10 protein-coding genes are annotated in these 14,849 nt (G+C 68.4%); 1 reads left to right on the plus strand and 9 read right to left on the minus strand.

All coding sequences use genetic code 11. The features are described from left to right. Window positions 1-321 precede the first annotated feature (321 nt). From ACCQ12_RS00465 to ACCQ12_RS00500, 8 genes are all read right to left on the minus strand, one after another. Window positions 322-2,121: an amino acid adenylation domain-containing protein gene (locus ACCQ12_RS00465; protein ID WP_372382659.1), complete on the minus strand. Its 1,800-nt coding sequence runs from the start codon at window positions 2,119-2,121 to the stop codon at window positions 322-324. Next, window positions 2,121-4,400, minus strand: coding sequence for a hypothetical protein (locus tag ACCQ12_RS00470; RefSeq protein WP_372382660.1), 2,280 nt, complete (start codon window positions 4,398-4,400; stop codon window positions 2,121-2,123). Before ACCQ12_RS00470 ends, ACCQ12_RS00465 begins: the two co-directional genes overlap by 1 nt. Further along, window positions 4,397-5,596 (minus strand): BatA domain-containing protein, encoded by a 1,200-nt coding sequence (locus ACCQ12_RS00475; RefSeq protein ID WP_372382661.1) that lies wholly within the window; start codon window positions 5,594-5,596, stop codon window positions 4,397-4,399. Before ACCQ12_RS00475 ends, ACCQ12_RS00470 begins: the two co-directional genes overlap by 4 nt. Window positions 5,597-5,741: 145 nt before the next feature. Next, the gene (locus ACCQ12_RS00480) at window positions 5,742-6,638 is read right to left on the minus strand and encodes a DUF58 domain-containing protein (RefSeq protein ID WP_039563677.1); all 897 of its coding nucleotides are present in this window, start codon (window positions 6,636-6,638) and stop codon (window positions 5,742-5,744) included. Window positions 6,639-6,648: 10 nt separating this feature from the next. After that, window positions 6,649-7,641 (minus strand): AAA family ATPase, encoded by a 993-nt coding sequence (locus tag ACCQ12_RS00485; RefSeq protein ID WP_179453301.1) that lies wholly within the window; start codon window positions 7,639-7,641, stop codon window positions 6,649-6,651. 256 nt (window positions 7,642-7,897) lie between these two features. After that, window positions 7,898-8,710: a DUF4159 domain-containing protein gene (locus tag ACCQ12_RS00490; protein WP_372382662.1), complete on the minus strand. Its 813-nt coding sequence runs from the start codon at window positions 8,708-8,710 to the stop codon at window positions 7,898-7,900. Continuing rightward, on the minus strand, window positions 8,707-10,041 hold the full coding sequence (locus tag ACCQ12_RS00495) for a TldD/PmbA family protein (RefSeq protein WP_047693260.1): 1,335 nt from the start codon (window positions 10,039-10,041) through the stop codon (window positions 8,707-8,709). The genes ACCQ12_RS00490 and ACCQ12_RS00495 overlap by 4 nt, the downstream gene beginning before the upstream one ends. A 14-nt stretch (window positions 10,042-10,055) precedes the next feature. Then, the gene (locus ACCQ12_RS00500; RefSeq protein ID WP_166744761.1) at window positions 10,056-11,690 is read right to left on the minus strand and encodes a metallopeptidase TldD-related protein; all 1,635 of its coding nucleotides are present in this window, start codon (window positions 11,688-11,690) and stop codon (window positions 10,056-10,058) included. A gap of 328 nt (window positions 11,691-12,018) precedes the next feature. Here ACCQ12_RS00500 and ACCQ12_RS00505 point away from each other — a divergent pair, with 328 nt between their 5' ends. Continuing rightward, a complete protein-coding gene (locus tag ACCQ12_RS00505) occupies window positions 12,019-12,258 on the plus strand; it encodes a hypothetical protein (protein ID WP_186005709.1) in 240 nt (79 codons plus the stop codon). Between the two features lie 766 nt (window positions 12,259-13,024). On the opposite strand, the gene ACCQ12_RS00510 is transcribed toward ACCQ12_RS00505, so the two are convergent. Beyond that, window positions 13,025-14,653 carry a TldD/PmbA family protein gene (locus ACCQ12_RS00510; protein WP_372382663.1) on the minus strand — a complete coding sequence of 543 codons (1,629 nt, stop codon included), beginning with the start codon at window positions 14,651-14,653 and terminating at the stop codon, window positions 13,025-13,027. Window positions 14,654-14,849 lie beyond the last annotated feature (196 nt).

The raw sequence follows: 14,849 nt of genomic DNA on the forward strand, positions 1-14,849 counted from the left end.
GGGCGAAGCCTGCAGTGCGTGCCAACCAGGCTTCGCCCGTACCTTCACCCCAATTCCCGCTCCGCGCCCGGCCCGCGCTGGCAGCGCAGGCGCTCCAACGCACACGCGCCAATGCCGCGCAAGCGATGCTCGCCCCAAGTGACGGCCGTGAACGCCTCGCACTGCACCCCTTCCTGCCGGCGATGTGCGGCGCACGCAGCAAACGGCATCGGTGCTGAGCTGTGCATTGAACCGACCCAGGCCCGCAGCGACACAGCGACCGCGCGTGCCCGCAGTGGCGCGCGGGAAGCCAGCGCACGCCGGCCACGCGCGGGGTGACGCCTACCCCTGCCTGCCCGCAGGCACCGGGCGATCCGCACGCCACCGCTCCAGCCACCACAGCAGCGCGGCGGCCACTACAAACCCCAGCCACCACGGCCAGCGGGGGCCGGGCTGCGGTGCGGGCTGCGCCTGGCGGGTGGCATTGCTGGGGGTGACCAGCGCCAGGGTGGCGTCGCGTTGCGTGTTGGCAGACAGCGCGGGGGCGTCGGCGGGGGCACGGATGTAAAGGGCACCACCGCGTTGCGCGTCCTGCCAGCGATACCAGCCGGTGTGCTCTGGCCAGAGGCCGGCGCAGGCGGCCGGTCCGGTGGCCGGGTCCGGTGGCAACGGGGCAGTGGTGCCGTCGGGCGCCTGCAACTGCGCTGCGCTGCCCAGGTTGCACACGCCGATGCGCTGGTTGCGCCAGCCGGTGCGGGTGGCCAGGCGTGGTGCGGGGTGGGCGCGGGCCAGGGGCGAGAGCGTCTGGCTCCACAGCGCGGCGTGCAGTGCGGGCTGGCCCTGCAGCACCAGGCGGTAGCTGTCGGTGAGGGTGATCAGGCCGATCCGTCCGCGCCCAACGGCACGCCACCACGCCGATGGCGTGCCGTTGGCGGCGCGCAGCACGGCGATGGCGTCGTCTGCATTTGGGACCACGGTGCGACGTTCCAGTACGGGCAATGCCGACACTGCGCTCCCGTCGGTCCCTGTAGCGGGTTGCTGCGGCATCGCCGAGGCAGGCTGCGGCGCAAGGGCAGCCGCCATCTGCACCGGCGCGCCGGCGTCATCGCCACGCAGCGGCAGACCAAGCTCGGCAATGGCACTGCGTTGTACGGCATCCAGTGGTCCGGTCAGGCGCAGCAGCAGGCCTAGGCCGCGCTCGACCGCGGCGCGCAGCATCATGCGTTGCGCGCGCGACAGCGCGGCCAGGGCACGTTCGTCGATGACCAGCAGGTCGGTGCGGTCCAGCGTGGCGGCGTCCAGCACCCGTGGGGCGTCGCCCAACTGTGCGCCGCCGCCGGTGGCGATCTGGCTGTGCAGCTGCAGGCCGGCGTCGTGTGCCCAGCGGCGCAGGTACTTGAGCTCCGGCTGCGGCGCGCCGGCAAGGATCCACAGGGCGGCGGCAGGCGTATCGACGGCCGACACCGGCACATCGGCCCGGTCGCGCGGGCGCCCGTCCGGGCCGAGCACGCGCACCACGAAGACGCTGTCGCCGGCGGCGCGCACGCTTCCGGTGAGCCGGAAACGTCCGGCGCTGTCGGGGGCGACCAGGTCCACGCGGCGGCCGGCCGGATCCAGCAGTTCGACGGTGGCCGCGGGCAGGCCGGTGATGCGGCCAGCGATGGCCACGTCGTCACCCGGCGCCGCCAGCGGCGGGGTGACCAGCTCGGTCAGGCCCGGGGTGGAGGGCGGCGCGCTGTAGTGCAGCGGCCAGCCACGTGCCGCGTCGCGGTCGCGCGCGGGCAGGCCGGCGCCAACGATGCGCAGCCCGGTGGTGCCGGGATGGCGGCGCAGTGCGGTGGCCAGATCGGGCATGCGCTCGGCGTTGCGCAGGCCGGGCGGTGCTTCGGGCAGCGCGATGAGACGGTCGCCGGGCGCCAGCGCGAGCGAGGCCATGCCGGCGCCGGCGGTGGCCACCACCAGGGTGCCGCTGCGGCCGGGAAGCGGCGGCGGGAGCAGCGTGCAGTACAGCAGCGCGGCGCACAGCGGTTGCAGGGCGAGCAGGGCAGCCTTGCGCCAGCCGGCGATGCGCGCAGCGCGCAGGCGCCACCACGCCAGCAGCGTGATCAGGGCCAGCAGGACCATGACGAACCAGGCCGGCATCAGCGGCGCTCCTGTGCGTGCAAGGCATCCAGATACCGCTGGCCGCCGGCATCGGGGGCCGTGCGCGGCTGCACGGCGGCCGGTGGGCGCACCAGCACCGGCCAGAGCAGCGCGCGCAGGTGCTGCCGGCAACGGGCGCAGTCGGGCGTGGCACGCAGGGTCTCGACGGCGGCGGCCAGATCCAGCGGCGCATCGAGCTGGCGCTCGTGGGTGGCCAGCCAGCGCGCGAAGGCATCCAGCGCGGCGGCATCGTGCATGGGTGCGGCTTCGCCCAGGGCCTGCCACAGCGCCATCGGTTGCGGGTCGGGGCGGGTGCGCGCATCCAGCGCATCGGGGCCGGGGCCGATGCCATCGCGCTTGCCGCTCATGCGCCGGCTGGGGTCGATCGGCGGTAGCTGCGTGCCGACCCGCGCCAGATAGATGCGCTCGGCCTGCTGCACCTGCTTGATGAAGCCCAGCGCCTTGTTGGCGTAGGGCAGGGCGCGCTCGGGGTGGCCCTGGCGCAGCTCGCCTTCGGACTGCCACATCTGGTCCAGCGCAGCGCGCAGCAGGGCGCGGGTCTGCGGGTCGAGCAGGGTGGCGGCCTCGGCGTGATCATGGGTATGGCCGTACTCGGCCAGCACGTTTTCCGCCTGGCCAAAGCTGCTGCGTTCGGGCCGGCCGTTACCGCCGCCGTGATCGTGGTCGTGGTCGTCCAGCGCGGCGGCGCCGGGTTCGGCGGTGCTGGCCTTGTCGGGATCGTCGTGGTCATGCCCGGCGTGCGCGTGGGTGTCTGCAGCAGCGGCGGGCGCGCTTGGCGCGTCGGCGGTGGGCATGTCGGCAGTGGGCAGATCGTCGGCGGGGGCGTCGCTGGTGGGTGGCGCGTCGGCGGTCGGCGGACCTTGCGGCGCGCCTTCGCTCTCTTCGCCCAGGAACTGGCCGTAGCGCAGCCGCAGCAGGCGCTGGTCCACGCCGATGGCGTCGGAGCGCTTGAGGAACGTGGCCGCGTCCAGGCGCGGCTGTTCCTTCAGCAGCGCCTCGGCGTCGATGATGATCTGGCGCTGGCTGCGGAAGTACGCCGGCAGGGTCTGCTTGACGCTGGCCTCCAGGCTGGTGGCCATGGTCTGCTCCGGCGGCGGCCAGCGCAGGATCACGCTGGCGCTGCGGCCTTCCTGTGGGCCGGGCTGGCGGGTGTCGTGGACGATGAGCTGGGCGATCAGGTCGTCGCCGGCCGCCATGCCCAGGGCCTGCGGCTGCAGGGTGGTGGCGAAGCTGCGGCGGGTGGCCGGGCCGCTGCCGGTGAGCGTGCGGCGCTGGGTGGTGAAGGTGATGTTTTCGCCGCTGCCCTGGGCCAGGGTGAGGCGCAGCTCGGCGCTGGCGGCCACGGCGTAATCGTCGCTGGCTTCGAAGCGCAGCGCCCAGCTGCCATTGGCCGGCGTCCACAGCACCAGGCTCTGCTCGGGCGCGAGCACACGCACCTGCGGTGGACGGTCGGCACGCACGTCCAGCCGATGCAGCTGGCGGTCGGCCGGGGCGTTGTCGATCAGGATGCGATACAGACTGGGGCGTTCGGCGATCCAGTGGCCTTGCCAGTGGTCGCTGCCGCCCTGCCGGGCAAGCGGGATCAGGCGGCCGTCGCTGAGCCGCAGCGCCACGCTGCGCGGCGCCGGGCTGACCTGCAGTTGCCAGTCCAGCCGGGTGCCGGCGGGCACCCGCGCATCCAGCCCAGGCAGGCGTGCCGCCGGCAGGCCGGTATACGCGGGCGGGCTGCTGCGCAGCTGCGCCTGACGCAACACCGGGGCGCCGCGATCGGCACGCGCCGCGGCCACGCGGTCGCTGCCTGTGGCAGGCGGGTGCGGGCGCGGCGGCCACAGCACGAGCGTGCCGCAGGCGATCAGCCCCAGCAGGCTCCATGGCCAGGCGCGCCGCCACGGCCAGGCCGGGCGCAGGTCGCGCGGGGAGCTGCGCAGGCGCTGCTCCAGCCGCTGGCGCTGCAGGGCCTGCAGCGGGTTCAGCTGCGCGGCGGGTGCGAACAGCAGGTCGCTGCTGTCGTCCAGATCCGGCTCGCGGTCCAGCCGGCGGATCAGCCAGGCCTGGTCGAGCCGACGCGCCTCCAGCGCTGCCACGCCGAGCACTGCCAGCAGGCCCAGGAGCAGCAGCGGAATCACCGCTGCCGGCGCACCGGCCCGCCACGCCAGTGCCGCCGGCACCGCCGCCAGCGGCAGCCCGAACAGCAGCACACCTGCGGCCTGGCGCCGCCGTGCCGCCCGCCACGCCTGCTGCAGTGCCGGCGTGCTCATGCGGCGTTGGCCCGGCGCGGCGAGGTGGCGAGCCAGCGTTCGAGCGCGAACAGCAGCAGCACCAGGCCGATCAGCCACGGCGCCAGCGGCCAGGGTGCGGTGCTCAGGCGCGTAGCGGCACCGCGCTGCGGTTGCTGGGTCTGCGCCAGCGCGCGCTGTGGTGTGGGCGCCGGCTGCAGGGTGTCGTGCAGCCGGGTTGGGAAATCGGCCTCCAGCAGCGCGGGCAGTTGCTGCGGCTGCAGCGGCGCAGCCCACCGCAGCACGCGTCCGCGGCCGAGTGCTGCGGCATCGATCACTGGTTCGCCGGAGGCCGCCTGTTGCACCGGCTGCAACGTGGCGGCGAGGTCGGCCGGGAGGGGTGTCTGCGCATCCACCAGCAACTGGCCGCCGGCCGCGACCCAGGCCATCACCGGCGCGGGCGGGGCGCTGTGCGGCAGCCAAGCCACCACCGTGCCGGGAGTCCAGCGCGCCGGCTGGGCAGCGGCCGGCGTGCCCACTGCCAGGCTGCCCGGTAGCGCCCAAGCGGCATGCACAGCGCGCAGATAGCGCAAGGCCGGTGCGGCGTCGTCGTCGGCAATCGCCTGCAGGCGCAGCGGCGCGGCAGCGGCGCGCGCCGTCACCGGTGATTGGCCGGGCACCACGTGCCAGCGCACCTGGCGCGATAACTGCAGGCGTTGCGCATCCAGCGGGCCCCATTGGGCCGGTACGATGACGCTGAGCGCGGCGCCCAGCGGCAGGCTGGCATCGAGTTCGCGCAAAAGGCTGGAGACTGGCTGTGCGGCATTGGCGGGTGTGGCGGATGTCGTCGGGGTATCGGCATTCGCATCTGCATTGACCGGCGGGAAACCCGGTGCCAGCCACACCCACTGCGCGTTCGCGGCGTGGCCGAGCTGGCGTGCGGCGGCCATATCGACCCCCGGGCTGAGCGCGACACGCGGGCGTGCATCGTCATGCTCGCGCATGGCCGGCTCGGCCAGCAGCAGCGCGACGACGGCCAGCAGCAGCAAGCGCACCAGCAGCAACGGCAGCTCGTCCAGGCGCACGCGGTGACGCGGGCGCGGCAGTGCCCGCAACCAGCGCAGCGCGGCAAAGTCGGTGGGCCGGTGCTCGCTACGCCGCGCCAGATGGATCAGCAGCGGCATCAGCAGGGCCGCCAGTGCGGCCAGCCCGGCGGGGAAGAGCAGCAGCAGGTTCACCGCCACGCTCCGGCGTTGCCGCAACACGGCCGTGCCGCGGCTGCGCTGCACGAGCGTGGACGGTGCAGCTGCGCCGCGGGGGTGCCGGCCGCTGACCGGCTGGCCGCCAACCACGCCCGCCGCACGGCGCGCTGCGCCCGCACGCTCATCGCGTCATGCCCCGGGCAAACACCTGGCGCAGGGTGGCGTCGGGCGGTGCATCCAGATAGTGCACGGCGTGCGCGATGCCGGCGGCCTGCCAGCGTGCCTGACGCGCGCGCTGGGCGGCGGCAAAGCGCTGCAGGTAGTCGGCGCGCATCGCCGCGCCATCGCCGAGCAGCTCCTCGCCGGTTTCCGGGTCGCGGAAGCGGTGGCCGCCATCGAACGGGAAATCGCGCTCATCGCAGGTCAGCACCTGCAGCTGCACTACGTCGCGGCGGGCGGCGGCGAATTTTTCCAGTGCGCTGGCCAGTTCTTCATCGAAGCCGTCGCCGATGGACAGCAGCAGGTCGTGTGCGGCGATGCGTTCCCATAACGGACGCACCGCATCCAGCCCCGGCCAGCGGCCACCGGCGCGCAGGCCGTGCAAGGCCAGCCACAGCCGGTCGCGCTGGCGGCTGCCGACACCGGCCGGCACCGCCACCAGGCCGCCGCCATGCAAGGCATACAGCCCGACGCGATCGCCTTGCTGCAGCGCCACCTCTGCCGCACAGGCGGCCAGCGTGGCCATCGTGTGCAGGCGGGTGTGGTCCGGGCGCGCGCTGTCGGCCTGCCCGGCCGATGCGGTGGCATCGAGCAGCAGCCACACGGTGAGCGGGCTTTCGCGCTCGGCTTCGCGCACGAAAAAGCGGTCCGAGCGTGCGTACAGCTTCCAATCGATCTGGCGCAGCGCATCGCCCGGTTCGTAAGCGCGGTATTGGGCGAATTCCAGACCGGCGCCGCGGCTGCGGCTGGCGTGCTGGCCGATGCCGTGGCCGCCCTGGGCCTGACGCGCCCGCAGCTGCAGGCCGCGCAGGCGGCTGCGCACGTCGGCTGGAATCAGCGCCGGCAACGGGGCGTGCATGTCGCTGCGCTCAGCCCGGGTACGGCACGGCATGCAGCAGCGCGGCGACCACATCGTCGGCGCTGCGCTGTGCGGCCTCGGCGGCAAACGACAGCAGCAGGCGATGGCGCATCACCGGTGCCGCCAGCGCCAGCACATCCTCGCGGGTGGCAGCCAGGCGGCCGTGCAGCAAGGCACGGGCCTTGGACGCCAGCACCAGCGATTGCCCGGCGCGCGGGCCGGCGCCCCACTTGACCCACTGCCGCACCGCGTCGCCGGCCTGCGGGCCGGGCCGGCTGGCACGCACCAGGCGGTTGATCCAGGTCAGCAGCTCCGCGCCCACATGCACATCGCGCACCTGTCGCTGCAGCGCCTGCACACTGGCCGCGTCCATCACCTTGGGCACCTGCGCGCTGGCGCTGCCGGTGGTCTGGCTGAGGATGTCGCGCTCTTCCTGCTCGCTGGGGTAATCCACCCGCACATGCAGCAAAAAACGATCCAGCTGCGCTTCCGGCAACGGGTAGGTGCCGGCCTGTTCGATCGGGTTCTGCGTGGCCAGCACGAAGAACGGCGACGGCAACGCATAGGTGGTGCCGGCATAACTGACGGTGCGCTCGCTCATCGCCTCCAGCAGCGCCGCCTGGGTCTTGGGCGGAGTGCGATTGAGCTCGTCGGCCAGCAGCAGGTTGGTGAAGATCGGGCCCTGCTGGAAACGGAAATGCCGATGCCCGGTGCCATGGTCTTCTTCCAGCAACTCGGTGCCCAGGATGTCGCTGGGCATCAGGTCGGGGGTGAATTGCACGCGGCGGAATTGCAGCTCCAATGCCTGGCCCAGCGAACGCACCAGCAGCGTCTTGCCCAGGCCGGGCGCGCCTTCCAGCAGGCAATGGCCGCCGGCCAGCAGGCCGATCAACAGTTGTTCCACCACCGCGTCCTGCCCGACCACGGCCTGGGCCAGCGCGGCGCGCAGTGCGCCAAGTTGCGAGAGCTGGGCGCTGAGGGTGTCTTCGTTGGGGGAAGTCATGGGAAACGTCTCGTTATGTGGCTGCTGGCGTAGGAGCGCGCTGGCGCGCGATGTGGCGTTATCGATACGGCATCGCGCGCAAGCGCGCTCCTACAAAGGCGTACGCGGCTGGCGTATGCGACGGCGGATGGCTGGCGGTGGATGTCATACCTTGACAAAAAAAATCTCCCGCGATTCCTGTAGGAGCGCGCTGGCGCGCGATGCGGCGTTACCGATAAAGCCTCATCGCGCGCAAGCGCGCTCCTACGGATCGATGTCAGTTGGTCAACGCATACATCACGATGTTGACGCCGAAGCGGGTGTTGTCTTCGGCCAGGAAGCGCTTGTTGCGCCAGTCGTAATCCCATTCGCAGCCGTAATCCTTGTTGCTGTACAGCACTCCCAGCCGGCCGTCGATGCTGATGCCCTTGAGGTAATCGTGCACCAGGTCATCGCCCCAGCCATTGAGCTCGAAGCTGGTGGCCGGCGGGCCATCGGGGAACTTGAAGAACGCGCTGTAGAGGCGATGCGACTTGGGCAACTTCTGCAGTGCGGTCTTGCCGAAGATGGAGGCCATCTGCGCTTCGAACGAGGTGGCGAACAAGCCATCGATATCGTGATTGCAGTCGTCCACGAACACGAAGCCGCCATTGCGCACGTAGTGCTCGAAATTGCGCCGCTCGGCCGGATTGAACTCCACCAGCTTGTGCCCGGACAGATAGCAGAACGGCGCCTGCAGCATGCGCGGGTCGGCCAGATCCAGCACATGTTCCTCCGGGTCCACGCGCAATTGCGTGTAATCGATCAATGAGGTGATCAGGTTGAACGGCATGCGCGCGTCCACGTCCCAATCGCCGGATTCATAGCGCAGCCGGGTGAACCAGAAATCGTAACTACCGGCCGCACTCGCGCGCTGCGGCAACGCCAACGTGGCGACGCTACCGAGCAGCAGACCGAGAAAGTGGCGGCGCGGTGTCGGCGACGGCAGGGGACCGGGAACCGGAAGCGCTGGTGAACACTCAGGTCGAGCGGAGCAGCTCTTGCTCTCCCATTCCCGATTCCCCACTCCCAATTCCCGGCTCTTACTCACACCGCATCCGACAGCGAGGTAAACGTAAAATCGCGCAGCCGCATCGGCGGAATCATCATCACGAAGCTGGATTCGTCGCCAGCCACGCGCACCGGCTTGCCGAGTTCGTCGATGTTGTTGAGCATGATCACCGGCGATTCGTTGAAGCGGAAATTCTTCACCGGGTACTTGATCTGTCCGTTCTCGATGTAGAACGTGCCATCGCGGGTGAGCCCGGTGAGCAGCACGGTCTGCGGATCGACCATGCGGATGTACCAGGTACGTGTGACCAGGATGCCTTTCTCGGTACCGCGCACCAGCTCGGCAATGTTCTTGTCGCCACCGGCCATCAACAGGTTGCCCGGCTCGCCGACCGCACGCTTGCCGTTCTTCTGCGCCCAGAAACGCGAATACTGCAGGTTGGCGATCTTGCCGTTTTCCACGATGGCCATCTTCTCGCGCGGCAGGCCTTCTTCGTCCCACGGCAGCACCGCCGCGCGCGCATCCCACGGGTCGGCGGTGATGTTCACACGCGGGTCGTAGACCTGCTCGCCGAGCTTGTTGCCGCCGCCCTTCTTGGACAGGAAGCTGCGGCCTTCATCGGCGCGGCGTGCGTCGAAGAAATTCATCATGAAGGAGATCAGCCCGGCCGCCGCGGCCGGCTCCAGGATCACCGTGTACTTGCCCGGTTCCAGTGCCTTGGCCTCGGACGAATCGCTGGCCTTGCGCATCGCAATGCGGATGTCCTGCTCGGCCTTGAAGTCGGCGGCATCCTTCAGGTTGCGGCCCACCCAGCCCGAGCCGCGGCCATCCTCGGTGCGCACCGTGCAGGTGTAGTCGAAGCGTGCGCCGCGCTGGTAACCGAAGTTGCCCTTGCTGTTGGCAAACGCGGTGAAGCTCTGGCCATCTTCCAGAAAGCCGGCGGCGATCAGGCCCTTGCCCTTGCACGGTGCAATCGAATCGGCGGCCACCTGCGCGCGGAACGCCGGGTCCACCGCTGCCGTGGACTCGCTGAAGGTGGGGCTGGGTTTGTAGGTCTGCTTGTCGACCGCCGGCATGAACTCCGGGTTTTCCGGTGCCAGCCGCGCCAGGTCTTCGGCACGGCGCACCACACGTTCCAGCGAGGCGTCGTCGAACTCGTTGATGGTGGCGATGCCCACGCGCTTGCCAAACGCCACCTGCACCTGCAGGTCGGTGTTGTCGACGATGCCGCTGGTGGACACATTGTTGAGCGCAAAACGGATATTGCCGTCGATCGAGCCGGTGAGCGTTGCGGTGCACTCGTCGGCCTTGGACAGCTTGATGACCTTGTCCAGAATGGCCTTGGCCTGCGCTTCGGTAAGGATGCTCATGTGGGTTTCTCCTGTCAGCCGAGCGAGCGGGCGGTGTTGATGACGTTGATGCCGTCGAAACGGGCGGTGGACGACCCATGCGAGACTGCCGAGGACTGGCTCGGCTGGCCCTTGCCGTCGAAGAAGGAACCACCCAGGCGGTAGTCGCGTTGATCGGCCACGGCGCTGCAGGCGTTCCAGAATTCCGGGGTACGGATCTGGTAGGCCACGTCTTCGAGCATGCGGGTGATCGCGCCGTTCTTGATTTCGTAGAACAGCTGACCACCGAACTGCGCGTTGTAGCGCTGCTGGTCGATGGAGAACGAGCCATCGCCGATGATGTAGATGCCGTTTTCGACGTTCTTGATCAAATCGCTCACGCTCAGCGGCGTCTTGCCGGCGGCCAGCGAGACATTGGCCATGCGCTGGAACTGCACGCTCGACCACGAGTCGGCATAGCAACAGCCATCGGAGGCGGTCTTGCCCAGGATATGCGCCTGATCGCGGATGGCCTGGTAGTCCACCAGCTTGCCGTCGCGGATCAGATCCCACTGCTTGGTCTTGACGCCTTCATCGTCGTAACCCACCGCGCCCAGGCTGCCGGGCTGGGTCTTGTCGGCGAGGATGTGCACCTTGTCGCTGCCGTACTGGAAACCGGCCTTGAGCTTGTCCAGCGTGGCAAAACTGGTGCCGGCAAAGTTGGCTTCGTAGCCGAGCACACGGTCCAACTCCAGCGGGTGGCCGACCGATTCGTGGATGGTGAGCCAGGTGTGCGAGGGGTCCAGCACCAGGTCGTACTTGCCCGGCTTCACCGACGGTGCCTTGAGCTTTTCCTGCGCCTGCTTGGCCGCGGCAATCGCATCTTCCTTCATGTCGTAGGACAGGCCGTAGTTCACCACGCCGTTGGGCGAGACGAACTTGCCGGACGCGGCGCCATCCAGATATTCGTAGCCCAGGCCCATCGGCGCAGACAGCCCGTCGCGGGTGCGGAACTTGCCGCTGGCCTTGTCGATGGCGGTCACGCTCATCGGCGCCCAGATACGGTGCACGTCCTGGTCGATGTAGGAGCCGTCGGTGCTGGCGAAATACTTCTGTTCGTTGACCACGAACAGCATCGAGTTGACGAAGTTGGCGCCGGCGGCAGTGGCGGCGGCGTTCACGCCGAGCAGCAGGTCCACCTTGTCCTTGATCGGCACTTCCATCGCGTTCTTCTTGATCGGCGTCTTCCAGCTGACTTCGCCAACGCCCGGCGTCGGCGCCAGCTGCACCGGCGTGCCTTGCACCTTGGCGTTGGCCTTGGCAATCGCCGCCGCCTGCGCCGCGGCCTTGGCCACGCCCTGCTCGGTGAGCTCGTTGGTGGCGGCAAAGCCCCATGCACCGCCCACGATCACACGGACGCCGGCCCCGATGGACTCGGTGTTGACTACATTCTGCACCTTGTCTTCGCGGGTGATCACGAACTGGCGCAGATAGCGGCCAATGCGCACGTCGCAATAGCTCGCTCCGGCCTGACGCGCAGCGTTCAAGCCGGCGTCGGCCAGGCGCTTCTTGCGGCCCACATCGAAGGGTGTCAACAACTGCTCGGCGGCAATCGCCTTGCCGAAATAGGCCGGCACGATCAGCCCGCCCATGGTCAGCCCGGTGAGGGCCAGGAAATCACGTCGCTGCACGGGCAACTCCCCAATAGTCCCGCGCGGCGCGCAGGTGGTGTGGTGATGCGTGGAGCGCTCCACGCGGCATCGCCGATTCTTGCCGGGCGATGATTGCTGCGTCAAATGACTTTCGGCAGGGGTCCGTGAGCAGGTGGAATACCGGCATGCATCGCGTGGTGCGGCTTGGCTGCCTGCGAATGTGGCGAGCGCCGCTGGAGGAACGCAGACCGCGCGATCGTTTTGCCACGCAGGGCAGTCGATTCGTCGCAGGCCGGATCAACTGCAACGTTGCTGCAAGGGCCGCTCACGATGGTCTTGCGCAGAGCCTCAAAAAGAAACCAGCAACATGGCATTTTCGATTTTCAACAAAACCACCAGCCAACTGTCTGGCGTGGTGTGGCGAGAAAAGATCAGTGGAGATGGTCGGTGCGCACGGGTTTCAACAAGCAGCTGGCAAGCTGGCGACGCGGCGTCTTCGTTTTTCAACACACCACGGGCCAACTGTCTGGTGTGGTGTCCTCGCCTCGACAAGGCTTCAATAGAAAAAAATGATCGCGATACGCACGATGCAGTCGTCGCCATCTGATTGCTCGATACTGACAGATCAGGCGGAGAGCGGATCATCTGCGCCTTTGCTGCAGGGCCCTTGCCCGCCCACCGTTGCAGGACACGCCGTGAATCCGTCCCTGGAGGCTCTGGCGCGGCATCCATGCCGCTCAAGGTCCCGCGACGGTGAGCGGGCAAGGACCAGTGGAGTTGGTCGGTACGCAACGTTTTCAACAAGCACCCGGTAGCGGTCTGGCGCGGTGCCATCTGTTCTTCAATAAACCACCAGCCAACTGTCTGGTGCGGTGTCCTTACCGATTGCGGGACCGTGTGGCGGCATGGATGCCGCCACCGAGCCTCCATGGACGGATTCACGGCGTGTCCCGCGAGCGGTGAGGGCACCGCGCCCTCAATCAGGCTTGAAGCTTGAAGATCACCAAGCGCTCGCGATAAGCACGATGCAGGCGTTGCTATCTGATTGCTTGATCCGGGCAGCAACGGCGCAGAGCGTATGGTCTGCGGATTTGCTGCAGGGCCCTTGCCCGCCCACCATCGCAGGACACGCTGCAAGTACGTCCCTGTAAGCTCCGTGGCGGCATCCATGCCGCCAAGGGTCCCGCGACGGTGGGCGGGCAAGGACCAGTGGAGAGGTCGGCGCGCACAGGTTTCAACAAGCAGTCTGCAAGCTGTCGACGCGACATTTTTTTCAACAAAACCACAGCCAACACTCGTTGATGGTAGCGCTCTACCTACTTCCACGTAACACAGCTTTACCAAAGACACTGCCAACCGCTTGCTCGCAGCCCTCACCCCAACGAGCGCGCGGTGTTGATCACGTTGATGCCGTCAAAGCGTGCGGTGGATGACCCATGCGAGACTGCCGAGACCTGACTCGGTTGGCCCTTGCCGTCGAAGAACGAGCCGCCCAGGCGGAAATCGCGTTGGTCGCATACCGCGCTGCAGGCATTCCAGAACTCCGGCGTGCGAATCTGGTAGGCACCGTCTTCCACCAACCGCGTGACCTGGCCATTTTCGATTTCGTAGAACAGTTGCCCGCCGAACTGCGCGTTGTAGCGCTGCTGATCGATCGAGTACGAACCGCGCCCGTGAATGTACAAGCCGCGCTCGACGTTCTTGATCATCTCGGCAACGCCAAGCGGTTGCTTGCCTGCCGCCAGCGAGACATTGGGCATGCGCTGGAATTGCACGTGGGACCACGAGTCGGCGTAACTGCAGCCATCGGAGGCCGTCTTGCCGAGCAGGTGCGCCTGATCGCGCGTGCACTGGTAGTCGAGCAGGATACCGTCGCGCACCAGATCCCACTGTTTGGTCTTGACGCCTTCATCGTCGTACCCCACCGCGCCCAGGCTACCCGGCTGGGTGCGGTCGGCGACGAAGGTCACCGCGTCGCTGCCCCAACGGAACTTGGCATCGCGCTTGTCCAGCGTAGCGAAGCTGGTGCCGGCGTAATTGGCCTCGTAACCCAGCACGCGGTCGAGCTCCAATGGGTGGCCAACCGATTCGTGGATGGTGAGGAACAGATTGCTCGGGTCGATCACCAGATCGTACTTGCCGGCCTTCACCGACGGCGCGGTGAGTTTGGCGCGCGCCTGCTTTGCCGCGGCAATCGCATCTTCGCGCGCGTCGTAGCTGTGGCCGTAGCCGATCAGCCCGCCTGGAAGTTGATGCTTCTGGCTGGCATCGCCATCAAGGTATTCGTAGCCCATGCCCATCGGCGAAGACAGCCCGTCGCGGGTGCGGAACTTGCCGCTGGCCTTGTCCACTGCGGTAACGGTGAAAGGGAGCCACAAACGATGCACGTCCTGGTCGATGTAGGAGCCATCGCTGCTGGCGAAATATTTTTGCTCATTGATGGCGAACAGGCGCGAGGCCACGAAGGTGGCGCCAGCGTTGAGCGCAGCGGCATTGACGTCCATCAACAGCGCCACCTTGTCCTGCAGCGGAACTTCCATGGCGTTCTTCCGGATCGGCGTCTTCCAGCTGACCTGCCCGGCCGGCGTCACCGGCGCCAGTTGCACCGGCGTGCCGCCCAAGCGCGCATTCGCTTTGGCGATGGCCACCGCCTGCCGCGTGGCCGTGGCCACGCCATCGCTGGTCAACGTGTTGGTGGCCGCAAAGCCCCAGGCGCCATCGGCCAGCACGCGCACCCCCACGCCACTGGACTCGGCGTTGACCACGTTCTCCACCTGCGCCTCGCGGGTGATCACGAACTGGCGCAGATAGCGCCCCACGCGCACATCGCAGTAGCTGGCACCGGCGGCCTTGGCGGTGGTGAGCGCGGTGTCGGACAAGCGCCGGTTGCGGGCCGCATCGTTTGGCGCCAGCAGCTGCTCGGCAGCGATCAGGCGCGTATGCGGCAGCAGCAGCCCGGCAGCACCGATGCCGGACAGGGTGAGGAAGGTACGACGGTCCACGGGTGGTCTCTCCGATCGATGCCTGTGGGGGAAATTCCACACGCCACTGCCCGAGACTTACCGCGCACGCCGGATTGGTCAAGTGCCGACTACCGCACGTTTCGTGTCGCGTGCGCGCCTGCGCAAGAACATCGGTCGCCAAAACCGAACCCGAGTGCTGGTGGCAACAGCGCAGCATCGTTAGTCTGCGCGGCTG

It is taken from the genome of Xanthomonas sp. NCPPB 1068 (assembly GCF_041479385.2).
Lineage (GTDB): Bacteria > Pseudomonadota > Gammaproteobacteria > Xanthomonadales > Xanthomonadaceae > Xanthomonas > Xanthomonas cannabis.